General features: G+C 66.1%; 29 protein-coding genes. 12 read left to right on the forward strand and 17 right to left on the reverse strand.

What is annotated here, in order from left to right; genetic code table 11:
• Positions 1-84: 84 nt before the first annotated feature.
• On the reverse strand, positions 85-888 hold the full coding sequence (locus AC5RTS_RS01030; protein WP_493990211.1) for a TrmH family RNA methyltransferase: 804 nt from the start codon (positions 886-888) through the stop codon (positions 85-87).
• Positions 889-901: 13 nt separating this feature from the next.
• On the reverse strand, positions 902-1,690 hold the full coding sequence (locus AC5RTS_RS01035; protein WP_493990212.1) for an ABC transporter ATP-binding protein: 789 nt from the start codon (positions 1,688-1,690) through the stop codon (positions 902-904).
• Positions 1,691-1,815: 125 nt separating this feature from the next.
• Between AC5RTS_RS01035 and serB the strand changes: the two genes are divergently transcribed.
• On the forward strand, positions 1,816-2,721 hold the full coding sequence (gene serB / locus AC5RTS_RS01040) for a phosphoserine phosphatase SerB (protein WP_493990489.1): 906 nt from the start codon (positions 1,816-1,818) through the stop codon (positions 2,719-2,721).
• Here the strand turns inward: serB and AC5RTS_RS01045 are convergent.
• Both AC5RTS_RS01045 and AC5RTS_RS01050 read right to left on the reverse strand, forming a co-directional pair.
• Positions 2,718-3,473, reverse strand: a complete 756-nt coding sequence (locus AC5RTS_RS01045; protein ID WP_493990213.1) for an SDR family oxidoreductase — start codon at positions 3,471-3,473, stop codon at positions 2,718-2,720. The genes serB and AC5RTS_RS01045 overlap by 4 nt on opposite strands.
• Positions 3,474-3,594: 121 nt before the next feature.
• Positions 3,595-4,323 (reverse strand): beta-ketoacyl-ACP reductase, encoded by a 729-nt coding sequence (locus AC5RTS_RS01050; protein WP_493990214.1) that lies wholly within the window; start codon positions 4,321-4,323, stop codon positions 3,595-3,597.
• A 113-nt stretch (positions 4,324-4,436) separates the two neighbouring features.
• Here AC5RTS_RS01050 and AC5RTS_RS01055 point away from each other — a divergent pair, with 113 nt between their 5' ends.
• From AC5RTS_RS01055 to AC5RTS_RS01065, 3 genes are read left to right on the forward strand one after another with little or no spacing between them, the layout of a single operon-like run.
• Positions 4,437-4,835 (forward strand): DUF3099 domain-containing protein, encoded by a 399-nt coding sequence (locus AC5RTS_RS01055; RefSeq protein ID WP_493990215.1) that lies wholly within the window; start codon positions 4,437-4,439, stop codon positions 4,833-4,835.
• A complete protein-coding gene (locus AC5RTS_RS01060) occupies positions 4,832-5,110 on the forward strand; it encodes a hypothetical protein (RefSeq protein ID WP_493990216.1) in 279 nt (92 codons plus the stop codon). The genes AC5RTS_RS01055 and AC5RTS_RS01060 overlap by 4 nt, the downstream gene beginning before the upstream one ends.
• Entirely contained in the window at positions 5,111-5,983 is an 873-nt protein-coding gene (locus tag AC5RTS_RS01065) for an SURF1 family cytochrome oxidase biogenesis protein (protein ID WP_493990217.1), read from the forward strand.
• 45 nt (positions 5,984-6,028) lie between these two features.
• Here AC5RTS_RS01065 and dhaK read toward each other — a convergent pair whose 3' ends face one another.
• From dhaK to AC5RTS_RS01085, 4 genes are read right to left on the reverse strand one after another with little or no spacing between them, the layout of a single operon-like run.
• Entirely contained in the window at positions 6,029-7,024 is a 996-nt protein-coding gene (dhaK, locus tag AC5RTS_RS01070) for a dihydroxyacetone kinase subunit DhaK (RefSeq protein WP_493990218.1), read from the reverse strand.
• A gap of 60 nt (positions 7,025-7,084) precedes the next feature.
• Positions 7,085-7,717, reverse strand: a complete 633-nt coding sequence (gene dhaL, locus AC5RTS_RS01075) for a dihydroxyacetone kinase subunit DhaL (protein WP_493990219.1) — start codon at positions 7,715-7,717, stop codon at positions 7,085-7,087.
• Positions 7,714-8,511 carry an HAD-IA family hydrolase gene (locus AC5RTS_RS01080; RefSeq protein WP_493990220.1) on the reverse strand — a complete coding sequence of 266 codons (798 nt, stop codon included), beginning with the start codon at positions 8,509-8,511 and terminating at the stop codon, positions 7,714-7,716. The genes dhaL and AC5RTS_RS01080 overlap by 4 nt, the downstream gene beginning before the upstream one ends.
• Before the next feature lie 2 nt (positions 8,512-8,513).
• Positions 8,514-9,377: a class II fructose-bisphosphate aldolase gene (locus AC5RTS_RS01085; protein ID WP_493990221.1), complete on the reverse strand. Its 864-nt coding sequence runs from the start codon at positions 9,375-9,377 to the stop codon at positions 8,514-8,516.
• Between the two features lie 185 nt (positions 9,378-9,562).
• On the opposite strand from AC5RTS_RS01085, the gene AC5RTS_RS01090 reads away from it, so the two are divergent.
• The gene (locus AC5RTS_RS01090; protein ID WP_493990222.1) at positions 9,563-9,982 is read left to right on the forward strand and encodes a GlcG/HbpS family heme-binding protein; all 420 of its coding nucleotides are present in this window, start codon (positions 9,563-9,565) and stop codon (positions 9,980-9,982) included.
• 31 nt (positions 9,983-10,013) lie between these two features.
• On the opposite strand, the gene AC5RTS_RS01095 is transcribed toward AC5RTS_RS01090, so the two are convergent.
• Both AC5RTS_RS01095 and AC5RTS_RS01100 read right to left on the reverse strand, forming a co-directional pair.
• Entirely contained in the window at positions 10,014-11,825 is a 1,812-nt protein-coding gene (locus AC5RTS_RS01095; protein WP_493990223.1) for a hybrid sensor histidine kinase/response regulator, read from the reverse strand.
• 154 nt (positions 11,826-11,979) lie between these two features.
• Positions 11,980-13,578 (reverse strand): ABC-F family ATP-binding cassette domain-containing protein, encoded by a 1,599-nt coding sequence (locus AC5RTS_RS01100; RefSeq protein ID WP_493990224.1) that lies wholly within the window; start codon positions 13,576-13,578, stop codon positions 11,980-11,982.
• Between the two features lie 253 nt (positions 13,579-13,831).
• Between AC5RTS_RS01100 and AC5RTS_RS01105 the strand changes: the two genes are divergently transcribed.
• From AC5RTS_RS01105 to ypfJ, 4 genes are read left to right on the forward strand one after another with little or no spacing between them, the layout of a single operon-like run.
• A complete protein-coding gene (locus AC5RTS_RS01105; RefSeq protein WP_493990225.1) occupies positions 13,832-14,512 on the forward strand; it encodes a biotin transporter BioY in 681 nt (226 codons plus the stop codon).
• Positions 14,512-15,225 carry an energy-coupling factor ABC transporter ATP-binding protein gene (locus AC5RTS_RS01110; RefSeq protein ID WP_493990226.1) on the forward strand — a complete coding sequence of 238 codons (714 nt, stop codon included), beginning with the start codon at positions 14,512-14,514 and terminating at the stop codon, positions 15,223-15,225. The genes AC5RTS_RS01105 and AC5RTS_RS01110 overlap by 1 nt, the downstream gene beginning before the upstream one ends.
• Positions 15,222-15,881 (forward strand): energy-coupling factor transporter transmembrane component T family protein, encoded by a 660-nt coding sequence (locus AC5RTS_RS01115; protein ID WP_493990227.1) that lies wholly within the window; start codon positions 15,222-15,224, stop codon positions 15,879-15,881. Before AC5RTS_RS01110 ends, AC5RTS_RS01115 begins: the two co-directional genes overlap by 4 nt.
• A gap of 35 nt (positions 15,882-15,916) precedes the next feature.
• Positions 15,917-16,816: a KPN_02809 family neutral zinc metallopeptidase gene (ypfJ, locus tag AC5RTS_RS01120; RefSeq protein ID WP_493990228.1), complete on the forward strand. Its 900-nt coding sequence runs from the start codon at positions 15,917-15,919 to the stop codon at positions 16,814-16,816.
• A gap of 6 nt (positions 16,817-16,822) precedes the next feature.
• Here the strand turns inward: ypfJ and AC5RTS_RS01125 are convergent, their stop codons facing one another.
• From AC5RTS_RS01125 to AC5RTS_RS01155, 7 genes are all read right to left on the reverse strand, one after another.
• Complete coding sequence (locus tag AC5RTS_RS01125) at positions 16,823-17,458, reverse strand: HAD family hydrolase (protein ID WP_493990229.1); 636 nt, start codon at positions 17,456-17,458, stop codon at positions 16,823-16,825.
• Between the two features lies 1 nt (position 17,459).
• Positions 17,460-17,873 (reverse strand): DUF4440 domain-containing protein, encoded by a 414-nt coding sequence (locus AC5RTS_RS01130; protein WP_493990230.1) that lies wholly within the window; start codon positions 17,871-17,873, stop codon positions 17,460-17,462.
• Positions 17,874-17,978: 105 nt separating this feature from the next.
• Positions 17,979-18,308: a metal-sulfur cluster assembly factor gene (locus tag AC5RTS_RS01135; RefSeq protein WP_227901900.1), complete on the reverse strand. Its 330-nt coding sequence runs from the start codon at positions 18,306-18,308 to the stop codon at positions 17,979-17,981.
• A gap of 38 nt (positions 18,309-18,346) precedes the next feature.
• On the reverse strand, positions 18,347-19,117 hold the full coding sequence (gene sufC, locus AC5RTS_RS01140) for a Fe-S cluster assembly ATPase SufC (protein ID WP_493990231.1): 771 nt from the start codon (positions 19,115-19,117) through the stop codon (positions 18,347-18,349).
• A 106-nt stretch (positions 19,118-19,223) separates the two neighbouring features.
• Positions 19,224-20,558: a Fe-S cluster assembly protein SufD gene (gene sufD, locus AC5RTS_RS01145; protein ID WP_493990232.1), complete on the reverse strand. Its 1,335-nt coding sequence runs from the start codon at positions 20,556-20,558 to the stop codon at positions 19,224-19,226.
• Complete coding sequence (gene sufB / locus AC5RTS_RS01150; RefSeq protein ID WP_227901903.1) at positions 20,558-22,033, reverse strand: Fe-S cluster assembly protein SufB; 1,476 nt, start codon at positions 22,031-22,033, stop codon at positions 20,558-20,560. The genes sufD and sufB overlap by 1 nt, the downstream gene beginning before the upstream one ends.
• Complete coding sequence (locus AC5RTS_RS01155; RefSeq protein WP_493990233.1) at positions 22,033-22,824, reverse strand: helix-turn-helix transcriptional regulator; 792 nt, start codon at positions 22,822-22,824, stop codon at positions 22,033-22,035. Before AC5RTS_RS01155 ends, sufB begins: the two co-directional genes overlap by 1 nt.
• Positions 22,825-22,922: 98 nt before the next feature.
• Between AC5RTS_RS01155 and AC5RTS_RS01160 the strand changes: the two genes are divergently transcribed.
• Genes AC5RTS_RS01160 through AC5RTS_RS01170 form a run of 3 tightly spaced genes read left to right on the forward strand, consistent with a single transcriptional unit; the run spans position 22,923 to position 25,617 of the window.
• Positions 22,923-23,891 carry an ABC transporter ATP-binding protein gene (locus AC5RTS_RS01160; protein ID WP_493990234.1) on the forward strand — a complete coding sequence of 323 codons (969 nt, stop codon included), beginning with the start codon at positions 22,923-22,925 and terminating at the stop codon, positions 23,889-23,891.
• On the forward strand, positions 23,888-24,631 hold the full coding sequence (locus tag AC5RTS_RS01165) for an ABC transporter permease (RefSeq protein WP_493990235.1): 744 nt from the start codon (positions 23,888-23,890) through the stop codon (positions 24,629-24,631). The genes AC5RTS_RS01160 and AC5RTS_RS01165 overlap by 4 nt, the downstream gene beginning before the upstream one ends.
• Positions 24,622-25,617 (forward strand): COX15/CtaA family protein, encoded by a 996-nt coding sequence (locus tag AC5RTS_RS01170; RefSeq protein ID WP_493990236.1) that lies wholly within the window; start codon positions 24,622-24,624, stop codon positions 25,615-25,617. The genes AC5RTS_RS01165 and AC5RTS_RS01170 overlap by 10 nt, the downstream gene beginning before the upstream one ends.
• Positions 25,618-25,830: the final 213 nt, after the last annotated feature.

Genomic DNA, 25,830 nt, shown 5'->3' on the forward strand with positions numbered 1-25,830 from the left:
TCCACTGGCATTTCCACGTGACTGGCTGGGCACAGTCTGGCACCTGGATCGCCGTAGGGTAAGAGCAGGGAGCCTGGCGGTCCGTTACGGACGGCACTCCCAGAAGGCCACGGCGCTGGCGGCCGCCACGTTCAGGGAGTCGACGCCGCCGCTCATCGGGATGCGCACGGCCAGGTCCACGCCCGCGAGGGTGCTCTCGGAGAGTCCGTCCCCTTCGGTGCCCAGGACCAGGGCCAGGCGTTCGTCGCGGCGTGCGCTGAGTTGGTCCAGCGTCAGGGAATCCTCGCGCAGGGCCAGCGCCGCAGTGACGAAACCGGCGTCCCGCAACTGCTCAAGCTGGCCGGGCCAGTCCGTCAGGCGTACCCACGGCACCTGGAACACGGTGCCCATGCTGACCCGGATGGCGCGCCGGTACAGCGGATCCGCGCAGCGGGGCGTCACCAGCACGGCGTCGACCTGGAGCGCCGCGGCGGAACGGAAGATGGCTCCGATATTGGTGTGATCGACAATGTCTTCCAGGACGGCAACCCGCCGGGCCGTCTCCAGCAGAGCCGCCAGATCCAGCGGGGCGGGCCGTTCCATCGCGGCGAGGGCGCCGCGGTGCAGATGGAACCCGGTGATTTCCTCCAGGATGTCCGCCGTGCCAACGAACGCCGGAACGTCCGGGAAACGGTCCAGGATGTCCTGCAGGTCCGGCAGCCACTTCTCCGCCAGGAAGAAGGATCGCGGCCGGTGCCCGGCGTCGACCGCCCGGCGCAGCACTTTGGAGGACTCGGCAATATACATGCCTTCAACGGGTTCCCGGCGGCGCCGCAGCGAGGTGTCCGTGAGGGAGGTGTAGTCGCTGACGCGCGGATCGTCGGCGGAGCTCAGGTACTGAAGGCTCACCCGTGCACCGGTCCTAGCTGCGGCGGGCGGTGGCGAAGTACCGTCCGCCGTCGCGGCGCAGCTCCAGCGGCAGGTCAAAGGCGGTGCTCAGGTGCTCTTCGCTAAACACGTCGTCGATGGGACCCGCGGCCACTACCCCGCCCTCGCGCAGCAGCAGCGCGTGCGTGAAGCCGGTGGGCACTTCCTCGAGGTGATGCGTGACCAGCACCATGGCGGGGGCTTCTTCGTCCCGAGCCAGTTCCCCAAGGCGGTAGAGCAGGTCTTCCCGGCCGGCCAGGTCCAGGCCTGCTGCGGGCTCGTCGAGCAGCAGCAGTTCCGGATCCGTCATCAGGGCGCGGGCAATCTGTACGCGCTTGCGTTCGCCTTCGCTGAGCGAGGAGAACCGGCGGTTCATGAAGGTGGACATGCCCCAGTCATGCAGCAGCCGGAAGGCGCGGCGTTCGTCGAGCTTCTCGTACTTTTCACGCCAGCGGCCCGTCATGCCGTACGAGGCGGTGAGCACGACATTAAGAACTGTTTCATCCTCGGGAATCTGCCCGGCCAGGGCGGCCGAGGCGAGGCCGATGCGGGGGCGGAGTTCGAAAACGTCGACGGCTCCCAGCACTTCCTCGAGGATCCCCGCAACACCGCGGGTGGGGTGCATCCGGCCGCCGGCAACCTGCAGCAGCGTGGTTTTGCCTGCGCCGTTGGGTCCCATGATGACCCAGCGCTCCCCCTCCTTGACCTGCCAGTTCACGCCGTCCAACAGGGCCTTGCCGCCGCGAACCACGCTCACGCCGGCAAATTCAAGAACATCACTCATAGCACTAGACACTAGGCTAAAGAAAGGGACATTGGCGAAACGATACGCCGCCGCGGCCGCTCCGAGGACGGCCCGGGAGTCCGGTACCCATCAGGTGCCACGCCTTGACAAGCAGAACGGATGCCATGCCGAACGCCCCCGAATACAGTGTCGTCAGCTACGGACGAGACATCTCCGACGCCTACCTGGGCGCCGTCCAGGGTGCGGTCACGGGTCTTGGGGCCCGGATCCTTGAACTGGAGAACACCGGCGGCGACGGGTACACGGTCTCCAAGCTGTATGTCGCGTACGACGGCGGCCTGGACCGCCTGCGCGCGGCTGTCAGTACTGCGGCGGCGTCGGTGCCCGTCCGGGCGGGCGGGGAACAGAGTGCGGTGGTGCCGCCCTCCCTGCTTCAGGATGCGCGGAAGCTGCTGGTCATGGATGTCGACTCCACCCTGATCCGCCAGGAAGTCATCGAACTGCTGGCCGCGCACGCGGGACGCGAAGCGGAGGTGGCTGCCGTGACCGAGGCCGCCATGCGCGGAGAACTGGATTTTGCCGCGAGCCTGCATGCCCGCGTGAAAACCCTGGCCGGACTCCCGGCGTCCGTCATCGACGAGGTCGGAGCCCGGATTGAGCTTTCCGTCGGGGCGGAGGTACTGGTCAAGGAATTCCTGGCCGCCGGCCACGGGGTGGCTGTGGTCTCCGGCGGCTTCAGCCAGGTGCTGGATCCGCTGGCTGCCCGTCTTCAGCTGACGTTCTCACGCGCAAATCTGCTGGACATTGAGGACGGCGTGCTGACCGGCAGGGTCAGCGGTGCGGTGGTGGACCGCGCGGTCAAGGCACGGTCGCTGGCCGAATGGTCTGATCAGCTGGGTGTCGCCCCGGAGCACACGGTCGCCGTGGGTGACGGCGCCAATGACCTGGACATGCTGGCGGCGGCCGCACTGGGTGTGGCGTTCAACGCCAAACCGGCTGTGCAGGCCGCCGCGGATGCCGTGCTGAACCTGCCCAACCTGGACGTGGTGCAGCACTTTGTGAAGCTCTAGGCGTTCTCGCCGGCTTTCAGGTAGTCAGCCCCGCCCACGTACTCGGTGTGCCCCGACGGCACGTCAGCGGTGGCCATCCGGGCCACTTCGGCACCGAACTCGGCCACCGAGTACAGCTTGCCGGCCTCCTCGCGGCGGGCTTCGATGGCTCCGGGGTTGGCGCGGTCCAGCAGGGTGGCCGTGACGGTCCCCTCGATCATGTCGCCGGAGACCACCACCAGCGAGATGCCCTTCTTTTCCAGGTCCGGCAGAAGGGCCCGCAGGGCGTCCTCGCCGGCACGCTTGCTCAGCGCCACAGCCTCGTATTCGGGCATGGTGGGTACCGACTTGATGAAGTGTGCCTGGTGGCTGGTAACAAAGACCACGCGGGAACCGGCGGGCATTACGTCCAGGGCCGCCCGGAGCATGTTGACCTGCGCATCGCGGTTCAGCTTCAGTGCGTAATCCTCACCCATGCCGGTTTCCATGCCGCCGGAGGCGTTCAGCACCAGGACGTCGAGCCCGCCGAAGCTCTCCTGCGCCGCGGCGACCAGGGCGGCGGGGCCTTCGGGGACGGTCAGGTCCGCACCCACGGCGACAGCGCGGCCGCCGTCGGCCTCAATGGCCGCTACCACCTTGTTGGCGCGGGGCGCCTTCTGCCGGTAATTGACGACGACGCCGGCACCTTCAGCAGCGAGGAACTTCGCCACCTCGGCTCCGATACCGCGTGAGGATCCGGTGACAATGGCGGCTTTGCCCTCCAGCAGGCCCATGGGAACTCCTTTTTGTAGAAAGTGTCTAAGTGTGATGCTCCAAAGCCCATCCTGCCAGCCGCCGGTCCCGGGAACAGTTGAGGAAACCTCCAATGAATCCGGGACCGGCCATTACCTGCGGCTAATGTCCCATGCCCAGGCCGCCGTCGACCGGGATGACCGCACCGGAAATGTAGCCGGCTTCGCTGCCGGCAATCCAGCGCACCACGTTGGCAACTTCCTCGGGCTCGGCAAACCGGCCCGCCGGAATGGAGGAAAGGTAGTTCTTCTGCGTGTCCTCCGGCAGGGCCTTGGTCATATCGGTGTTGATGAACCCCGGTGCCACAACGTTGGCCGTGATGTTGCGGGAACCGAGTTCCCGGGTGAGGGACCGCGCAATGCCGATCAGGCCGGCCTTGGAAGCGGCATAGTTGATCTGGCCGGGTGAGCCGTAGAGCCCGACCACCGAGGAGATCAGGACCACCCGTCCCTTCTTCATCCGCAGCATGCCCTTCGATGCTCGCTTGATGACCCGGAAGGCGCCCGTCAGGTTGGTATCCACAACGTCGGTGAAGTCGTCTTCGCTCATCCGCAGCAGCAGGGTGTCGCGGGTGATCCCGGCGTTGGCCACCAGAACCTCCACCGGCCCGTGGGCGGCTTCGACTTCGGTGAAGGCGGCGTCCACGGATGCCATGTCCGTCACATCGGCCTTCACTCCCAGCATGCCTTCGGGGACCTCGCCGCTGCGGTACGTGATCGCTACGCGGTCACCGCCGGCGAGGAAGGCCTGGGCAATCGCCAGTCCGATCCCGCGGTTTCCGCCGGTGACCAGGACGCTGCGGCCCGACTCGTTTTCTGGGGAGTTCTGCAACGGGTATTCCTTCTTTCAACGTTCGGCAGGGGTGCCTCGATCCTACGCGGGGCTGAATCAACTTCTACAACGCCGCTGGGAGTGAGAGAATGGACGAACCTGTTTGGAGAGTGATGACAAAGCACACAAACCGCGGCGACAGCGTTCCCAGAATTACGGCTGCACCCACCCCCCACACCGATGACATGCACGCCCGCATGCTCAAGTACGGCGTATCCATGGGCATCCGTGTGGTCTGCCTGTTCCTGCTGTTTTTTGTGCACGGATGGCTGCTGTGGGTGGTGATTGCGGGCGCCGTCGTCATCCCGTATTTTGCCGTCATCCTCGCCAACGGCGGTTCGGATACCAGGAACATGACCGCCTCCGACGCCATGATCTCGCAGCCTCCGGCTGCGGCCGTGGAAGCCGCGGCGCCGGCAGCTACAGACCGGACTGACACTCCCGAAACCAGCGTGGTGCAGGGCGAGATTATTGATAACGACGACGAAGACAAGGCTCCGCCCACCGCATGAACCTCCTAGACTCACTCTCCGGCTCGCCGTCGCCCGATCAAGGGACTCCGGTCTGCTCGCGGAAGGCCTGCCGGAATGACGCCCGCTGGCAGCTGCTGTGGAACAACCCGCGGATTCACACCCCGGAGCGAAGGAAAACGTGGCTGTCCTGCGAGGACCACCGCGGCTGGCTGGAAGAGTACCTGCGCACCCGCGGGCTCTGGAAGCAAACCCTCCCGTTGGCCGCCGATGCCGGCCCTGGCCCGGCCGGATCCGGGAAAGGCGGGCAGGAGTAGATGTACCGTTTTCTTCTCTCCAGCCGCTGGCTCGGCTGGTTTGTTCTCGTTTGCATTTTTGCCGCGGCCTGCGCCTGGCTGGGATCGTGGCAGATGGACCGCCGTGCGGCCTCGCTGGCGGACACCGGCCGGATCGAGGCCAATTACGACGCCGACCCCGTCCCGTATACCGAGGCCGAGAGGTATTTCGACAGCTTTGAGGAATCAGTCGAGTGGCTGCCGGTCCGCTTGGAAGGCAGCTACGACTCCGCCGAGCTGCGGATCATCCGCAACCGTCCGCTGAACGGCCGCGCCGGGTATGAGGTGGTGGTGCCGCTGAAGCTCGATGATGGCACGGCTATTGCCGTCAACCGCGGCTGGCTGCCTATCGGCAATGATGAGGCCGGCCGGCCGGACACCATTCCGGCGGCACCGGAGGGACGGGTGAGCGTGGTGGCCCGGGTGAAGCCGGCGGAACCGGCACTGGACCGCAGCGCTCCGGAAGGACAACTTCCCTCCATTGACCTGGCCGCCTACGCCGCGCAGCTGGACTACCCGCTGCACCAGGGGTCCTACGGCCTGATGGCCAGTGAGGACCCCTCGGTGGCCGTGGTGCCCGAAGCCGCTCCGCGGCCCGAGGTGAATGAGGGTCTGCACCTTTCCTACGGCCTGCAGTGGTACGCCTTCGGCCTGATGATGTTTATCGGACTGGGCTATGCTGCCCGGCAGGAAGCCCTGAACCGGTACTACGGGCGGATTGAGGACGAGGAAGACGACGACGACGAAACGATCTCGGCGTACCCGGCACCTTCCCGGCGCCGTCCCCCGCGCAGGAAGCGGCGCCCGACCGGCGAAGAGGAAGAGGACGCAATCCTGGACGCCCAGGGGTTCTAGCTGACCGTTTGGCACCCAGGGCGCCAGCCCGGTTTTACCCGGGGGCTAAAAGACCCGGATGGGGATCTCCGCCGGGTCCGTCAGCAGCGACTCGATCTCATCGTCGAGCTTCACCAGCGTGATGGATGCGCCGGCCATGTCCAGGGAAGTGCAGTACTCCCCCACATAGCTGCGGCCCACGCTGATGCCCAGCTCCGCAAGGCGCTTGTGCGCCAGCCCGTACAGCAGGTACAGCTCGCTGATCGGAGTACCGCCAAGACCATTGACCATCAGCGCCACGCGGTCCCCCTCTACGAAGGGCAGATCGCGTACCACCGGGCCGAGAAGCTCCTCAACAATCCCGTTGGCGTCCATCATTTGGGCCCTGCGCCGGCCGGGCTCGCCGTGGATGCCGACGCCCATTTCAATCTCGTCTTCGCCCAGCTCGAACAGCGGGCTGCCCTTCGCCGGAGGGGTGCAGGCGGTCAGGGCGACACCCATGGTCCGGGTCACCGAATTGACCTTCTCCCCGATGCGGATCACTTCATCAAGGTCCGCCCCGCGCTCGGCCGCAGCGGCCACGGCCTTGATGACGAAGAAGTTGCCCGCAACCCCGCGCCGGCCGATCGTGTAGGTGGAGTCCTCGACGGAGACGTCATCGTTGATGAAGAGCGTCTTGACCTCCATCCCCTCGGCGGCGGACATCTCCTGCGCCATTTCGAACACCATTTTGTCGCCCGTGTAGTTATTGACCAGCAGCAGCACGCCCTTGGGTGAAGCCATGAGTTTGGTGGTTTCGTACACGTAGTCCAGCGGCGGCGCTGCGAACACGTCCCCGGGGCAGGCGGCGTCGAGCATGCCCTTGCCGACGATCATCACGTGCGCCGGCTCGTGCCCTGAGCCCGAGCCCTGGATGATGGACACCTTGTCCTGGTTCGGTGCGTCGGCACGCATAATCAGGTTGTACTCCGGCACGTACTTCAGGGTGTCCGGGTTCGCGAGGGCAAGTCCCTCAAGCATATCCGGGACGAACTGCTGGGGATCATTGACAAACTTTTTCATGAAGGGCTCCACGTCTTTGGGTAATGGGAGGGACAGAGGGAAAAAACGGGCGGAAGGTTGTCAGGGCCAGTCGGCGACCATGCGTTCGACAATGACGGCGACCGCCGCCGCCCCTGCGTCCGGGGAACCGATGCTGCGTTCTCCGCTGTAGCTGGCCCGGCCCCGCCGGGCTTCCAATGCCGAGGTTGCATCGGCGCACTCGCGGGTCTTGGCGGCGAATGCGGCACGGCACTCAACCGGTGACGCGCCCGCGGCGAGTTGGCGCTCAAGTTCGTCGGTCGCGGGTATCAGGGCATCCAGCAGGGTCTTGTCGCCCAGCTCGGCATTGCCGCGCGCCCTAATGCCGTCGGTGGCCCCGCGCAGCATGGCGACGACGGCGGTGCCGTCAATCGTGTCCGTTGCCTTTGCAGCCGAGGATGCCCGCAGGAAGGCAGTACCCCACAGCGGACCCGAAGTTCCGCCGATCCTGCTGGAGATGGTGAGCGCTATCTGCTGCAGGAAGGTGGCGACGTCGTCGCGCTTGAACGTATCCCAGTCGGCCAGGACCTTCTCGAAGCCGCGGGCGAGGGAGTACCCGAGATCGCCGTCGCCCACCACGGCGTCAAGATCGCCGAAGTGCTTCTCCTTGTCGACGGCCGTCTGGGCCAGGGAACGGACGACGAATTCGACGTCGGCCAGATCGTAGGTGCTCATGGTGTCTCCGTTTCGTGCGTCGTGGCAGGGAACGCAAGCAGCTTCTGCAGGGTGGCGAGGGTGACAGCGCCGCCCGGGCCGATGGCATACGGATCGGTGAGGACTTCGGCCCGCTCTCCGTCCGGATCACCCAGTGAGGAGACCACCAGTGCTGCGCCGCCGAAGTCCTCGCCGCGGGTGAAGCCACTGACGGTCACCACGGTACGAATCCCGGCTCCGAGGGCGGCTCGCAGTCCGTTGGCACTGTCCTCAACGACAAGCGCGTCCTGCGGCCCGATGCCGAGCTGCTCCAACGCGAGGAGGTAAATGTCCGGCGCAGGTTTCTTCGCGGAGACCACGTCTCCGGCGAACACGGAGAACTGCGCCGCGAGATCGTCCCCGACGGCGTGTGTAAGGACGGCCCGGACAGCAGGTTCCGCCGAGGTGGAGGCCACGGCAAGCGTCCAGCCGGCGTCATGCGCTTCCCGCGCAATCCGGGCGATGCCCGGCCGTGCGGGCATCACGCCGCTTTCCACCAAATCCTTGTAGATTTCGGTCTTGTGCTGATGCCACTGCAGGATGGCGTTGTTTACGGCATCTTCATCCGGCAGGCCCAGGGATTCAGCGACCGCCGGTGTCAGGATGCTGCGCATGCGCTCTTTGCCGCCGCCGATCTTCACCTTCTCCGCATACTCCTGCACCGACCACTGCACCGGAACCCCGAAGTCGGCGAAGGTCCGGTTGAAGGCGGGCAGATGCCCGTACTGTTCGGTGTCGGCGAGGACGCCGTCACAGTCGAAGATGAGGGCGGGCATGGTCAGCGGCCGCCCTTGCCCGCGCTGCCGAACCTGGCACAGAGGCCGGTCACCATCGAGACGACGTCGCCCCGGGTGTGCCGGAACAGCGACGGCGGATCCCATTTGCTGTTCCGTTCGGCCTCTTTCAGGAAGGCCAGGCTGGACTGCATGTACGTTTCCTTGAGCGCGGTGGAGATGTTGACCTTTGCGCAGCCGCGGGCGATAAGGTCCGCGAACTGTTCGGCGCTGAGGCCGCTGCCGCCGTGCAGGGCAATGGGTATGCTGCGTGCCTCGACAATCTGCGTGACGCGTTCGGCATCGAGCACAGGTGCTGATTTGTAGCTGCCGTGGGCGTTGCCGATCGAGGGGGCGAAAACGTCGACCCCGGTGGCGTCTATGAAGGCCAGGGCCACCTCCAGGCTCTGCTGCCTGGAAACGTCGTCGGACCCGTGGTCGTCCTCGACGCCGGTGATCGCCTCGATCTCCCCCTCCACCTGGGCTCCGTAGCTGCGGGCCTCGGCGACCACCTCGATGGTCTGGCGCTGGTTTTCCTCAACGGGGAGGTTGGAGGCGTCGAAGAGCACCGAGTTCCAGCCGGCCTTCAGGCATTCGGTGACCACTGCACGGTCGGGGCAATGGTCGAGGTGCAGGGTGACGGGCACCTCGATGCCCCGCGTCATTGAGTGCCACATATCGAAGAGGACCCGGGACCCGACGCTGCGCACGGTCTTGACCGAGGTCTGCAGGATCGCAGGCGAGTTCGCCTCCACCGCTCCGGCGAGGACCCCCTCCATGGTCAGGTCATTGAAGATGTTGATCGCGGGCACGCCGTAGCGTTCCCGGAACGCCGGTTCGACAATGTCTTTCAGCGGTACAACGCCCACAACGCATCCTCCTGGCTTGGCTTCTGCCCACGCTAGGCGTGCCGGAGCCGGGCAGGTATGGGGAGTATCCCTCCCTCCACGTGGGGGTAACCCCCACCTCGCCGGCACGCGACGGCGGTGGTTGAATGGGCCGCGGCGGCTCCGGCAGCTCCGTTTTTTCTCCATTTCAATGACGAAGGACACCCATGCCCCAGGGATCAGTTTTAGAGACCATCACCGCCGAGGAAGCCCGCCGCGTGATCGACGCCGCCGCAGCCAAGGCGGCAGAGATCGGCCAGCCGATGGACATCGCCGTGGTCGACGCCGGCGGCAACCTCAAGGCGCACCTCCGGATGGACGGCGCCAACATCGGCAGCATCACCATCTCGATCAACAAGGCCTACACCGCCATCGCGTTCCAGGGCGAGACGGCGGACCTGCAGGGCGTCACCCGTCCGGACGGACCCATCTTCGGGTTGAGCGATGCGCACGGCGGCCGGCTCGCCGTCTTCCCGGGCGGCATACCGCTGGTGCGGGACGGAAGCATCATGGGCGCCATCGGCGTCTCCACGGGCACGATCGAGCAGGACCAGGAGGTGGCCACCGCGGGAGCGGCCGCCTACTGAGGCACCTCCTGCCTGCTGAGGGACTTCCTGCCTAGTGCAGGGTCGCCAGCATGGTGCGGTTGCGGGCACCGGTCTTTCGCAGCATCGCACCCACGTGCTTCTCCACCGTCTTCGCCGAGATCCCCAGACGAGTGGCGATCTGCTTGTCCGCCAGGCCTTCCGCCAGCAGGTTTCGCACCTGGCCTTCCCGGGCGGTCAGGCGGGCGGAAGCCGCCGTCCCTCCACGGGCCTCCGCGAGACGGCTGAGTACCGCGCCGTCCAGGAGTGCATCCCCGCGAGCAGCCGCGACAACCACGCGGGCCACTTCCGCAGCGGTCGAAGAAAGCGGGACGAATCCGCGCACGCCCGACGAGGCTGAAAGCGCCAGCAGCTCATCCGTCGGGTCATCGGTAAGCACAACGACGGGTCGCTCGACCGTGTCGCCACCCATCGCCCGTGCCGCCGCGTAGCCCCTGAGGAGGACGTCGTCGAGGACGATCATGTCCGGCTGCAGCAGCGACACCGATTCGGTGAGATCCTCGATGGTGGCGGCTTCGCCGAGAACCTGCACTGACGGTTCGGAACATTCCAGCAGCCGGAGAATTCCGGCCCGGATGAGCGGACGCGTACAGGCCACGAGGACTTTCCAGCGTTCCCGGGACTCATCTCCGTTGGAGGAGTAGGGCACCTGAACACGGACGGCCGTGCCCCAGCCCGGTGTGGAGTCCACCTGCAGCTCGCCGCGCAGGTAGTGTGCACGGGCGGCTATTCCGTGCAGCCCGAGCCGGTTGCCCTGCATGCTTCCCATGGCGGTCCCGGATATCGGGTGCTCGAATCCGCACCCGTTGTCCTCCACCACTACGCCGACACCTGTTTGGTTGTAGAAGATTCCGATCCGACAGGTGGCGGCACGGGAGTGGGCGGCAACATTGGCCACGGCTTCCTGAATGACCATAAAGAGCTGGTGGGCCACGACGGGCGCCAGATTGTGCTGCTGACCGGAGACAACGAGGGAGAAGTCGATGGGAGAACCTGCACTAACGGCGTTGAGTTCCTGCCGGACGGCTTCCACCAGCGTGCTGCCCGCGAGGCCGGCGGCAGCCAGGCCACGCACGGTCCGCCGGACCTCGAAGAGGGCTTCATGGGCGAGTATCCGGGCGGAGTCGATGTGCGCACTGGACGGCCAGCCTGCCGGCGTCGCCTTGTCCGCGCGGTCGAGGTTGAGCAGGAGTGAGCCCAGCGACCGGCCGATGGTTTCGTGGACTTCCTGTACGGCACGTTCCCGCTCCCCCGCTATCGCAGCCTCACGCTCCTTCGCTGCTGCTGCCTGATGGAGCCTGCTGTTCATGATGGCGATCGCGGCGTGGTTGGCAAAGAGTTCCACGAGGGCGGCTTCTTCGATGCTGAAGACACGGCCGGGGCCGTTGCTGAAAATGGCGAAGGTGCCGATGATGGCGCCGCCCCAGGCAATCGGCACACCGATAACGGCGCTTCCCCAGCGCGGATCCCCGGTGTCGATATGTCCGTGGGGCACGGACGCGTAGCAGTCGAGGATAACCGTCCCGCGCGTTGCCACGATCTGGCCGGTCAGCCCTTCAGACAGCGAGAATGTCTGGCCCTGGTGGCAGCCGACCCCCTGGTCCACTTCCTTGCGGTAGTACCCTTCGCTTTCATGCACGATGGAAATGGATCCGCTTTCGCAGCCGAGAAGGGCCACGGCGTGACCGAGCACGCGTTCCAGGAGCGGCACCAGGTCGAACTGTCCGGCAAGGTCGCCGGCAAGTTCGGTGATGCGGTCCAGCCCCGTGAGCGGGGCATGGCCGCGGCGGGGGCGGATGATGCTGTGCGTGGGAAGCTGCTGCATGGACGGCACCTGTCTCCTGCTGCGGCGCAACGCTGCGCGCGGGACTTCAGAATAGCCTGTCCGTATCCCTGGCGCCCGGGGGTGCGGTACAGGTATGCAAAACGGCCCCGGACGTATGCGTCCGGGGCCGTTTCGGGCAGTTTCGCGGGTGGCCCTAGGCCAGCGTGACCAGGTCCAGGTAGTTCTCGTTCCAGTGGTCCTCGTCGCCGTCGGGCAGCAGGACAACGCGTTCCGGATTCAGGGCCGCAACGGCACCTTCATCGTGGCTGACCATCACCACTGCGCCGGTGTAGTTGCTCAGGGCACTCAGGATTTCCGCGCGGGAGGCGGGGTCCAGGTTGTTGGTGGGCTCATCCAGGAGCAGCACGTTGGCCGAGGAGGCAACAATCGTGGCCAGCGCCAGACGGGTCTTTTCACCACCGGAGAGCACTCCGGCCTTTTTGTCGACGTCGTCGCCGCTGAACATGAACGAACCCAGGACGCTGCGCACCTCGGCGTCATCCATGTCCGGCGCGGACGAGCGCATGTTCTCCAGGACCGTACGTTCCGTGTCCAGGGTTTCGTGCTCCTGGGCGTAGTAGCCCACCTTCAGGCCATGGCCCGGAATGATCTTTCCGGTGTCGGGCTGGTCCACTCCTGCCAGCATCCGCAGCAGGGTGGTTTTGCCGGCACCGTTCAGGCCCAGGATGACAACCTTCGAGCCGCGGTCAATGGCCAGATCCACGTCGGTGAAAATCTCCAGCGAACCGTAGCTCTTGCTCAGGCCTTCGGCCATCATCGGGGTCTTGCCGCAGGGGGCAGGATCCGGGAAACGCAGGGCTGCCACCCGGTCCGTGGCGCGCACGGCGTCGAGCCCGCCCATCAGCCGGTCCACGCGCTTGAGCATGCTCTGCGCAGCGGAGGCGCCCGAGGCGCGCGCCTTCATCTTGTTGGCCTGGGCCAGCAGGATGCCGGCCTTCTTCTCGGTATTGGCACGTTCACGCTTGCGGGCGCGCTCGTCGGTCTCGCGCTGGATCTTGTAGCGCTTCCAGTCCATGTTGTAGATGTCGATGGTGGCGCGGTTGGCGTCCAGGCTGAAGACCTTGTTGACGGTAGCGTTGAGCAGTTCCGTATCGTGGCTGATCACAATCAGGCCGCCGGTGTGGTTCTTCAGGAACTCCCGCAGCCAGGCGATGGAATCGGCATCGAGGTGGTTGGTGGGCTCATCGAGGAGCATTGTGTCGGCGTCGGAATACAGGATCCGGGCCAGCTCCACGCGGCGGCGCTGGCCGCCGGAGAGGGTGCTCAGCGGCTGGTTCAGCAGGCGGTCCGGCAGGGCCAGGTTGGCGCAGATGGTGGCGGCTTCGGACTCGGCTGCGTATCCGCCGGCGGAGAGGAACTCCGCCTCAAGCCGGTCGTAGCGGTTCATGGCCTTGGAGGAGATCTTCGGGTCATCGCTGGCCATCTCGTCCTGGCACTTCTTCAGCTGCGCGGAGACCTTGTCCAGCCCGCGGGCGGAGAGGATCCTGTCGCGGCCCAGCTGCTCCATGTCCGGGGTGCGCGGGTCCTGCGGCAGGTAGCCGATCTCTCCCACGCGCTTGACGTGTCCTGCGGCGGGCAGTGCCTCGCCGGCCAGGACCTTGGTCAGGGTGGTCTTACCGGCACCGTTGCGGCCCACGAGGCCGATCTTGTCTCCCTTGTCTACACGGAAAGAAACCGCTTCCATGAGAAGGCGTGCGCCTGCGCGCAGCTCGAGACCAGATACGGAAATCACTCAGTGAACCTTTCGAAGGCGTTTGGTGTTGCTTGATGACGCTGCGCGGAGAGCGGGCCTCGTACCGGGTGGGAATCCACCGAGGCGGGGGTCACAGGGACCGGTTGGGAAGGCCTTGTTGGCCGGAACAGCCTTCCCAGTCTAGCCGCACGGACCGTTTTGTAGAAAACCTCCAATGGAATCGCCTCTCTGCGCCGCTAGTGTTCGAAACATTGAACGGTCCGTTTTTCTTCCATCCCGGGAAAGTGCAGCGATGAACAACACCCCCAGCAAGGCCGTTGACCCGGTATCGCCTGTTCCCGGCGGCACCGGAACTGCGCCCACGACGACGGCGCCTGTTCGGCAGCCGCGCCTGAGCCGGACCTGGACGGCCACAGACCTGTCGCTGATCGCAGTGTTTGCGGCCCTGACGGCGGTCTTCTCCCTTCTTCCCGGCCTTCCGCTGGGTGCCGGAGTGCCTCTGACCCTGCAGACACTGGCCGTGATGCTGACGGGGATCATCCTGGGGCCCGTACGGGGAGCTGCAGCGGTGGGGCTGTTCCTGCTTGCCGGGCTGGCGGGCCTGCCGGTCTTCAGCGGGTTCCGCGGGGGGCTGGGTGTCCTGGCGGGGCCCTCGGCAGGATATCTGCTGTCCTTTCCCCTGGCGGCAGGGGTGGCGGGCCTGCTGGCAGGTGTGGTGCTTCGCCGGTTGCGGCGGGCCCGGTTTGTGTGGTTGTTCGCCGTCGCCATGGCCACCAGTTTCCTGGTGGTCCACCCGGCCGGGATCACCGGCCTGATGATGAATGCGCATCTGGGGTTCGGCCCGGCACTGGCCGCCGATATGGCGTTCTGGCCGGGTGACGTGCTGAAAAACCTGCTGGCGGCGGCCGTGGCCGTCAGCGTGTTCAAGGCTTTCCCCCGGATGGCCGCCCCGGGCCGGCGAAAGCGTCCCTGATGCCGGGGATCGTCCTGCGGGACGTCACGGTGCTTGCGGCGCCATCCGCGCAGGAGACGGAAAACCCCGCGCCCATCCTGCACCCGTTCTCCCTGGAACTGGCCAACCCGCGCACGGCCGTGATCGGCGCCAACGGGTCAGGGAAATCCACGCTGCTCAAATTGCTCAACGGCCTGGTGCTGCCCGACTCGGGTTCCGTCACAGTGGACGGGCTGGACACCGTACGCAAGGGCGCCGCTGTGCGTCGCCGGGTGGGCTTCGTGTTCACCGACCCGCTCTCGCAGCTGGTAATGCCCAGCGGCCGCGACGACGTCGAATTGTCGTTACGGGCTTCGGTGCCCAACCGGGTGGAACGGCGCCGCACCGCCGAAGCCCGGCTCGCCGCGCTTGGTCTGCTGGAGCTGGCGGACCGCAGCATCTACGACCTGTCCGGAGGTGAGCGCCAGCTGATGGCGCTGGCCTCGGTGCTTGCCGCGGAACCGGACATCCTGGTTGCCGACGAACCCAGTACGCTGCTGGACCTGCGCAACACCATTCGGCTGCGGGAGGTTTTCGCGGGCCTGCCCCAGCAGATCATCTACACCACACATGACCTGGACTTTGCCGCTGACGCGGACCGGGTCCTGGTGATGGACCACGGATCGGTGGTATTCGACGGCGCGCCCCGTGAGGCTGTGGCCGCCTACCGGGCACTGGCCATGGGCGTCCGGTGAAGCGCCGCGCCGGCCGCAGCGCGGCAACCGACCTGCTGGGCGGTTACCGCCTGGGGCGATCCCCTGTGCACACGGCCCCGCTCTGGCTGAAGGCGGCCATCCTGGCAGGGTTGTCCGTCACGGTGCTGGTGCTGGCCTCCCCCGCCATGCTGGGCGGCGCCGTCGTACTCGTTGGCCTGCTTTACGCCGCGGCGGGGATGCTGCCCCGAATGCTGCAGCCGTTGCGGCTGATGTGGCCGCTGCTGGTGGTGCTGGGGGCTTTTCAGGCGTGGACGGCCGGGCCGGTTACCGCCCTGGTGGTCAGCGGAAACATTGCGTTTTGTGTGGTGGCCGCCCGGTTGCTGACCCTGACCACACCGCCGCAGGTACTCATGGACGGGCTGGTGTCGCTGGCCCGGCCGCTGCGGTTCGCCGGAGCGGATCCGGAACGCTTCGGTCTGACACTGGCCCTGATGCTCCGCAGTATTCCGTTCCTGCTCGGTTCGGCGCGTGACGTGCGGGAGTCAGCGATGGCCCGCGGCCTGGAACGCAACCCGCGTGCGCTGACGGTCCCGGTGGTCATCCGGGCGGTCGCGTACGCGCGGCAGACCGGAGATGCCCTCGCCGCACGCGGCCTGGGCGAGGGTTCACCGTCCCGGCAGCAACGCGTCCCGTAACGGAAGCATGCTGACGGCCGGGGATAATCGGGAGCATGAGTTTCAACGAAAATGCACAGCTGGATTCCTCGCGTGTCAGTGACCGGCGGGGCAAAGGCAAGGGTCTCGCCGTCGGCGGCGGACTGGGCGGCGGACTGCTGCTGATTCTGTCCCTGTTCTTCGGTTCGGACGTGATCGACGGGCTGGGGCTGAGTGACGGCGGGTCCGTGTCCGCCGGGCAGGGGCAGTCCCAAAGCATCGATACGTGCCTGAACGGTGAGGATGCCAACGCCCGGCTGGACTGCCGCATCCTGGGTACCGCCGAGAGCCTGGACAGTTTCTGGGCCCCGTATCTGGCGGACTACGGCATGGAATACACCGAGCCGGGCGTGGTGCTGTTCACCGACCGGACCTCCACCGCCTGCGGTTCAGCCACCAGCGCTGTCGGCCCCTTCTACTGCCCCGCCGATCAGCAGACCTATTACGACACTGCGTTCTTCTCCGACCTGGTAAGCCGGTATGGTTCCTCCGGCGGGCCGCTGGCGCAGGAATACGTGGTGGCTCACGAGTTCGGCCACCATATCCAGCAGATCACCGGCTCCTCCGCCGGCCGTAATGCGGACCCGCAGGGGCCTGAATCCGCCTCCGTCCGCACCGAGCTGCAGGCCGACTGCTATGCCGGCCTCTGGGCGCGGCACGCCGCGTCGCAGCCGGCGCCCGGGGGCGGGGAGCCGTTCCTGGCTCCGTTCACGGACATGGACATCAGCGATGCCCTCTCTGCCGCATCGGCCGTGGGAGATGACCGGATCCAGTCCGCCGTGACCGGCGGAGTGAACCCAGAGACCTGGACGCACGGTTCCAGTGACCAGCGCCAGGCCTGGTTCCTGGCCGGATACGAGGGCGGAAGCCTGGAGACCTGCGACACCTTCAGTGCCGGGGACCTGGCCAACCCGTAGGGCGGATCAGCCGCCGGCCTTCGGGAGTTCCTGCCGGAGGTCGGTGGCGGAACCGGCCGGCGATGCCGTCGGCTGGAAATGAACGGTACGGATACCGAGCGATTTTGCGGCGGCAATGTTCTGCGCGTTGTCATCAATGAAGACAACGCGTTCCGGAGCCACCCGCAGTCCGGCCAGGACATGGCCGAAAATGCGCGGGTCCGGCTTGGCGAGGCCCAGCTGACCGCTGAAATATGTCCGGTCGAAAAGGGGTGCCCAGGATGCTTCACGCCCGTACCTGACGGACATCCCGGCCGGCATGTTGGACAGCAGGGCGAGGTTGGCACGTTCGCTGCGCAGGGTTTCCAGCACGCTTAGGGTCTCCGGGTTCAGGTGCGACCACTGCGCGGCATCCAGCTCCTCCAGCACCCGGACCTGGTGTTCATCCACCGGCCGTCCAAGCACTGCCGTCCAGTAGTCGGCCGGTCGCAGTTTGCCGGCGTCGAAATCATCCCGGTGCCGCCAGTACGGGCTGGATGGCTGCGCCAGCTGCAGGCCGGCTTCCGCCTCGAGGGCGGCCCAGTCCGCCGGCGATGGAGCCGTGGAAAGCACCATGCCGTAATCGAACAGGTACCAGGACCCGGGACGGGAGAGCGTTGCCATGTCAGGCCGCGGGCTGTCCGACGTTGACTTCGGTGAAATCCCGGCAGAGCAGCCACTGTCCGCCGGTGAGCCGCCATGCCTCCATGAGCAGTGCTCTTCCGGTGACTTCCCCGCCGCTGCGGTAGGTCATTTCGTAGAAGACCACTGCCTCGTCACGGCCCCGCGGAGTTACGGTGCGGAAATCCGCGTGCACGGTGCAGCCCTGCATGTCAGCGACGGTGCCGGCAAAGCCTTCACGTGCGGTGGCTGCATCAAAGGGGGCGGTGGACGCAGCCTCCTGCCCGAGCCAGCCGTGGTAGTCGGGTGAGAGGAACTCCTCGATTGGCGCGCTGATCCCGGAGGACATGGCCTCGTTCCAGGCACTGATGTACCGGTCGTGAAAATGCGTCGTCTCGCTGCCCGTTGTGTTCCCCATGGCGTGAAGGTAGCACCGCCGGGGAATGCCGTCGCCGCGACACGCAGAAGGGCCGCCGCCGGTAGATTCCCGGGGTCGGCCCTTCATGGATGGTGCGAATACCTGCTAGATGTTGAAGCCGAGGGCCCGCATCTGGTCGCGTCCGTCGTCGGTGATCTTTTCAGGTCCCCACGGGGGCATCCAAACCCAGTTCAGGCGCCACTCGTCCACAACGCCGTCGAGGGCCTGGGCGGTCTGCTCTTCGAGCACGTCCGTCAGCGGGCAGGCCGCCGTCGTCAGTGTCATGTCGATGAGCAGGGCGCCGTCGTCGGCGTACTTCAGCCCGTAGAGCAGGCCGAGGTCCACCACGTTCACCCCCAGTTCGGGGTCAATGACGTCCTTGAGGGCCTCTTCGACGTCCTCCAGGGACGTCTGGGCCAGGTCGGAGTCGCTCATATGTTGCTCCTTCAGCTGCTCTGTGCCGCGTGTATCAGTTACGCGCCGGCTGCGGCGTTGGCGCCGGTAAAGCGGTCGTAGCCTTCTTCTTCAAGCCGGTCTGCCAGTTCGGGGCCGCCCTGCTCGGCGATGTGTCCGTCAACGAAAACGTGAACGAAGTCGGGCTTGATGTAACGCAGGATACGCGTGTAGTGCGTGATCAGCAGCGTACCCATGCCGCCCTTGGAGTGCTCACGGTTGACGCCTTCGGAGACAATCTTCAGTGCGTCGACGTCGAGGCCGGAGTCGGTCTCGTCCAGGATGGCGAACTTCGGGTGGAAGAGTTCCAGCTGCAGGATCTCCACGCGCTTCTTTTCACCGCCGGAGAAGCCTTCGTTGACGTTGCGCTGGGCAAAGTCGGCGTCAATGCGGAGGTCGGCCATGGCGGCCTTGACGTCCTTGGTCCAGTGACGCAGCGAGGGGGCCTCGCCGTCCAGCGCAGTCTTGGCGGTGCGCAGGAAGTTGGTCATGGTGACGCCGGGAACCTCTACCGGGTACTGCATGGCCAGGAAGAGGCCGGCGCGTGCACGCTCGTCAACGCTCATGGACAGGACGTCTTCACCGTCGAGAGTGATGGAGCCGCTGTCCACGGTGTAGCGCGGGTGGCCCGCAATGGTGGAGGCCAGGGTGGACTTGCCGGAGCCGTTGGGGCCCATGATGGCGTGCGTCTCACCGGTGTTGATGGTCAGGCTGACACCCTTCAGGATCGGCTTGCGGCCCTGTTCGGTCTCAATGCTGACGTGAAGATCCTTGATCTCAAGAGTAGACATGCGAGTTGGCTTTCTCCTTTGCACCGTGCGGTGCGTTACTAAGCTTTGGGGATGGAAGGCGACATGTCCGAGGGCGCCGGAAGGCTCCGGCACCCCCGGTTACGTCCTAGTAGGCTCCGGAGGCTTCGAGCTCGCGCTCGACGGCGTCGGTCAGACGCTCTTCCAGTGCGGGAACCTTGATCTGCTGGATGATCTCGGTCAGGAAGCCGCGGACCACCAGGCGGCGTGCGGTGTCCTCGGGGATGCCGCGGGCCATCAGGTAGAACAGGTGCTCGTCGTCGAACCGGCCGGTGGCGCTGGCGTGGCCTGCACCTTCGATCAGTCCGGTTTCGATCTCCAGGTTCGGAACGGAGTCGGCACGGCCGCCGTCGGTCAGCAGCAGGTTGCGGTTGACCTCGTAGGTGTCGGTGCCTTCTGCTTCCTTGCGGATCAGGACGTCGCCAACCCACACGGTGTGTGCGTCGCGGCCCTGCAGGGCGCCCTTGTACATCACGCGGGACTTGCAGTTCGGGACCGCGTGATCCACGAACAGGCGCTGTTCCAGGTGCTGGCCGGCGTCGGCGTAGTACAGGCCGAACATTTCCACGTCGCCGCCGGTGGCGGTGAACTTGGAGGACGGCGTGACGCGCACCAGGTCGCCGCCGAGGCTGACGACGACGTGTTTGAACTTCGCGTCGCGGCCGATCTTGGCGTACTGGGCGGACGCGTGCACGGCGTCCTCATCCCAGTCCTGGACCGAGACGACGGTCAGTTCGGCGCCGTCCTCGACCACGATTTCCACGTTCTGGGACAGCACGGCGGAACCCTTGTGGTCCAGGACCACAACACCCTTGCTGAACTTCTGAGCGGTGATCACGATGTGCTGCGCGGCGGGATCCTTGCTGACACCGTTGATGGTCAGCGTGACACTGCCGTCCACAACGGTTTCGGCGGGCAGGGTCACGGCGGTGGCTTCGCTGAAGTCCTCCCAGGCGGCGGCTGCGACGCGGTCCTCCGGAATGCCGGCGGAACCGATGCGGGCATCGGTGCGGGCAATGCTTTCCACGAGGACGCCGTCCGGTGCCACCACTGCCAGTTCCGGTGCGGAGCCGTTCAGGTCAGCGGTGTGCAGGCCGCGCAGGCGCTTGAGCGGGGTGAACCGCCAGTCCTCTTCGCGTCCGTTCAGTTTGCCGAAGTCGGCCCGGTGGAAGGAGGTCATCCGGCCGGCGCGTGAGCTGTCCGGGATACCCACTCCGCCGCCGTGGCTGTGGGCCTTGCTGCTGTCGCCGCCGAGGGGCGAGGAATCGTCATTCAGCGGGGAAAGGTTTTCGCCTTCCTCGGTGAAGCCGTCAATGCGGATGCGGTTGTTTTCCCGAGGGGAAGCAACCTTCGCCTTGACCTCCTCCACTGCGTTGCTGACCTTCTCGGTCACTGTTTCGACGACGTCGTTAAGCTTCGACATTAACCGACGGCTCCTTCCATCTGGAGTTCGATGAGGCGGTTGAGTTCAAGGGCGTATTCCATCGGCAGTTCGCGCGCGATCGGCTCGATGAAGCCGCGCACGATCATTGCCATTGCCTCGTCCTCGGGAAGGCCGCGGGACATGAGGTAGAACAGCTGTTCCTCGCTGACGCGGGAAACAGTGGCTTCGTGGCCCATGGTGACGTCATCCTCGCGGATGTCCACGTACGGGTACGTGTCCGAGCGGGAGATGGTGTCCACCAGCAGGGCGTCGCAGCGCACGGTGTTGGCCGAGTGCTTGGCGCCTTCGCGGACCTGGACCAGGCCGCGGTAGGCTGCACGGCCGCCGCCGCGGGCCACGGACTTGGAAATGATGGAGCTCTTGGTGTTGGGGGCAATGTGCACCATCTTGGAGCCGGTGTCCTGGTGCTGGCCTTCGCCGGCGAACGCGATGGACAGGGTCTCGCCCTTGGCGTGCTCGCCCACCAGGTAGACGGCCGGGTACTTCATGGTGACCTTGGAACCGATGTTGCCGTCGATCCACTCCATGGTGGCGCCCTCGTGTGCAATGGCACGCTTGGTGACCAGGTTGTACACGTTGTTGGACCAGTTCTGGATGGTCGTGTAGCGGACGCGGGCGCCCTTCTTCACGATGATTTCCACGACGGCCGAGTGCAGCGAGTCCGAGGTGTAGATCGGCGCGGTGCAGCCCTCAATGTAGTGGACGTAGGAATCCTCGTCCGCAATGATCAGGGTGCGCTCGAACTGGCCCATGTTTTCCGTGTTGATGCGGAAGTAGGCCTGCAGCGGGATTTCCACGTGAACGCCCTTGGGAACGTACACGAAGGATCCGCCGGACCACACGGCGGTGTTCAGCGAGCCGAACTTGTTATCCCCCACGGGGATGACGGTGCCGAAGTACTCCTGGAACATTTCCGGGTGTTCCTTCAGAGCGGTGTCCGTATCCAGGAAGATGACGCCCTGGCGTTCCAGGTCCTCACGGAGCTGGTGGTAGACAACCTCGGACTCGTACTGGGCGGCGACACCGGAGACCAGGCGGCCGCGCTCGGCTTCGGGGATGCCGAGCTTCTCGTACGTGTTGCGGATGTCCTCGGGCAGGTCCTCCCAGGTGTTGGCCTGCTTCTCCGTGGAACGCACGAAGTACTTGATGTTGTCGAAGTCGATGCCGGAGAGGTCTGCACCCCAGGTCGGCATGGGCTTGCGGTCAAAGTACTTCAGGCCCTTGAGGCGGAGGTCCAACATCCACTGCGGCTCGTTTTTCTTTGCGGAAATGTCGCGTACGACTTCTTCGCTCAGGCCGCGGCGGGCGGTGGCTCCGGCAACGTCGGAGTCGGCCCAGCCGTACTCGTAGTTGCCAATACCCTCTAGTTCAGGGTTTTTCTCCAGGATGTCTGAAATCACAGAATCCGGCACCGTGGCAGGTGCCGATGGCTTCTGGGTTACTTGATCCGTCATCACGGCCTTTCTTGCTGATGAATGGATGTGGTCTGGGTGGTCTCGGCGTGCAGGGGAACCTGCGGCGCAGATCTGGTCCGGCCCACGGGGACGTGGGTCGTACAAACGTGGCCGCCCCTGGACAGTGTGGAGAGTCTGCGGACATCCACGTCCAGAAGGCGGGCGAAAACTTCGGTCTCCTTGTCACAGAAGACGGGGTAGGCCGTGGCCAGGCCCTGGATCGGACAGTGGGCCTGGCAGAGCTGGACGCTAAGCAGCGTGCTCTTGGTCGCCGCGGCGCCGATCATGGTGGTGGACGCTACGAAACCGTCCTTGGTCAGCTCTGCAGCCAATGCCTCGGCGCGGTCCGCGGTTTCCGGCCCGGCGGCGTCGACCACCGGGCGGTACCGCTTCTCCATTTCGGCGAACCGGTTTGCAGCGAAGGCTTCGATGGCCTGCGGCCCCAGCCCGGCACCGAGCTGGCGCAGCGCCTCCGTAGCGATATCCAGATAGTCGTTGCCCAGGTACGCCTGGCCCTGGGGGCTCAGGACGTAGCGGCGCGCAGGCCGTCCGGCCCCGGAGGCGGAGTTGCGGACCAGTTTGACCTGGATCAGCCCCTTGCCGGAGAGAGCGTCGAGGTGGCGGCGCACGGCAGCGGGCGTGAAGCCCAGCCGTTCACCGAGTTCCGCTGCGCTGACCGGCCCGTGTTCCAGAACCGCACCGAGTACCTTGTCCCTGGTGCGTTCCTCCGCTTCGCGGGCAGCGCCGGGCGCGGCGGCCGCCTTGGTCTCAGAGTTACTCACAGAATACACAACACAAGCATGACCTAATCTGTTCCCCGTTTCCACTAAGGCAAGGCTTGCCATCGCGTGCCTGTCCGTGCGGGAACTACTACTACCTAAAGTAGAATATGCAGGTGCCTATCGATGAACCCTGCCTGACCATTAAAGGTCTGATCAAGGACTGCGGCCCGGTTGCTGGTCTCGACGGCAAAATGATCCGCGTACTCGCCGGCGTCGACTTCACAGCCCGCCGCGGCTCCGTGACCGCCCTGCTCGGTGCCAACGGTGCCGGGAAGACCACCACGCTTGAATGTGCCCAGGGCCTGCAGCCCATCAACGGCGGTGAAATCCGCCTGCTGGGCCAGGACCCCTACCGTGCCGATGCCCGCCTGCGCAGCCGGGTTGGCGTGATGCTCCAGGATGGCGGACTGCCGCCCTCGGCCCGGCCCGTGGCCCTGCTGGAGCACGTGGCCCGTATGTATGAGGCACCCCGGCCGGTGGCCGAACTGGTGGAACGCCTGGGCATCCGCAGCTTCGCCAACACCGGAATCCGCCGGCTCTCCGGCGGGCAGAAGCAGCGCCTGGCCATGGCCGCAGCACTGATCGGACGTCCGGAGGTGCTGTTCCTGGATGAACCCAGTGCCGGGCTGGATCCCCAGTCGCGGCAGATTGTCTTTGACCTGATCGCCGAACTGCGGGCCGAAGGCCTGGGGATCATCCTCACCACGCATCTGATGGACGATGCACAGAAGCTCGCGGACTACGTGTACATCATCGACGCCGGCAAAACCGTCGCCTCGGGCACTGTCGCCGAATTGACCTCCGCCACCGGGGCACAGGCTGAACAGCGGCTGCTGACGTTCGACGCCGAGCCGGGCCTCGATGTCACCGGTCTTGCGTCAGGGACGCTGCATCATCTGGAGGTGGCCGAAGCGGCTCCCGGCCACTATGCGCTGCGCGGTGCACTCGCACCGCAGGACCTGGCCGCCGTTGCCGCCTGGTGGGCCGAGCGGCACATCCTGCCGACCGCGGTGCACATGGCCTCCCGCACCCTGGAGGATGTATTCCTAGACCTTTCCGGAAGGACCATCCGTTGAGCGCTCCCGCCTCGCTTCCCGCGCGCATCCTTAACCAGGGCCGCTACGAAGCCGTCATGATGCTGCGCAACGGGGAACAGTTGATCCTTGCCGTGGTGCTGCCGCTCCTGGCCATGATCGCCCTGGTGGTCACTCCCCTGCTGGACGGCTACGGGACCAGCCGGATCAATATGGCCACCCCCGGGATTTTCGCTCTCTGTGCCATGTCCACGGCCTTCACCGGGCAGGGCATCGCCACCGGCTTCGACCGCCGCTACGGGGTGCTGCGGTACCTGTCCACCACTCCCCTGGGCCGCGCCGGGCTGATTGCCGGCAAGGTCATTGCCGTGCTTGCCGTCCTGGTGATCCAGGTGGTCCTCGTTTCCGTGGTGGCGCTGCTGTTTGGCTGGCGTCCGGAGCTCAGCGGGCTGGTCCCGGCAGTACTGCAGCTGTTCCTGGGCGCCATCGCGTTCACGGCGCTGGGACTGCTGGTTGCCGGGACCGTCCGGCCCGAGGCCACGCTCGCCATCACCAACCTGCTCTGGATCCTGCTCGCCGCGGCCGGCGGTATCATCATCCCCGTAGGCAACCTGCCCGGCATCGTGCAGCCCTTTGTCGAAGTCCTTCCCTCGGCTGCGCTCGGGGATGCCCTGCGCTCGGCCCTGATCGACTCGCAGTTCAATCTTTCCGCCACGCTGATTCTTCTGGCGTGGACAATACTGGGCGGCCTGGGTGCTGTCCGCTGGTTCAAATGGAGTTAGCTACCGTGTCACAGACCTCGGCCGGGGTTCCGGCCCGGCAATCCAACAGCCGCCAGCCCGCAACCGGGCGGCTCATTCGTTCACTGGCAGTTGCCTCGCTTGTAGCCAACATCGTCATTGTGGTCACCGGCGGCGCCGTCCGCCTCACCGCTTCCGGTCTCGGTTGCCCGGAGTGGCCGCTGTGTACCGCCGATTCGCTGGTCACCACCCCCGAAATGGGTATCCACGGGATCATCGAGTTCGGCAACCGGCTGCTGACCTTTGTCCTTACGGCCATCGCGTTCGCCACCCTGTTCTCCGTCTGGCGCCTGCGGGCCGAACGACGCGATCTGTGGTGGCTGTCCATCGGACTGCTGGCAGGTATCCCGGCCCAGGCCATCATCGGCGGCATTACCGTTCTCACCGGACTGAACCCCTGGGTGGTGGGCCTGCACTTCATCGTGTCCATGCTGCTGATCGTCGCCGCCGTCGTACTGGTGAACCGGGCCTGGCTCTCCGCGGAGGACCTGGCGGTGCGCCACGCGCCGCTGGCGAACAGGACCCTGCGCCCCTTGCTCGGCGCTGTCGGCGTCCTTTCCGCCATCACCGTGGTGCTGGGCGTGATTGTCACCGGTTCCGGCCCCCATGCCGGTGACCACGGAGCGGCCCGCAACGGGTTGAATCCGGACCTGATGACCCGTATCCACGTCGTACCGGTCTACCTGCTGGTCTTCACCCTTGCGGTGGCCCTGTACCTGGTCCTCCGCCGCGTTACGGATGCCCGACTGCGCAATGCCGTGTTGCTGATGACCGTCGTGGTCCTGGCGCAGGCTGTCATCGGCTACGCGCAGCACTTCCTGCACCTGCCCATCGCTCTGGTAGCCCTGCACATGCTCGGCGCCTGCCTCCTGACGGCCGCTGCCGCGCAGCTGGTCTTTGTCGGCTTCGCCAAGCAGGTCCCCGGCGGCGATTCCGTCTCCGCTGCGGCTGCGTCGCCCGTGGAGTAGCCTCCGCTGCACCGCCCGTTGAAAGGGCCGGCCCCCGCATTGAACTGCGGAGGCCGGCCCTTTTTGGGTTACGGGGTCCTGGGGCCGGCGGCGGGGCCGGGCGGGACAGGGCCCGCGGAACCCGCCCGGTCCCCCCGGAGTCGTCAGGGCCCGGTCCCCATGCCGGTCCCCCCGGAGTCGTCAGGGCCCGGTCCTCGTGCCGGTCCCCCCGGA

This window comes from Arthrobacter sp. MDT1-49-2 (genome assembly GCF_059090185.1).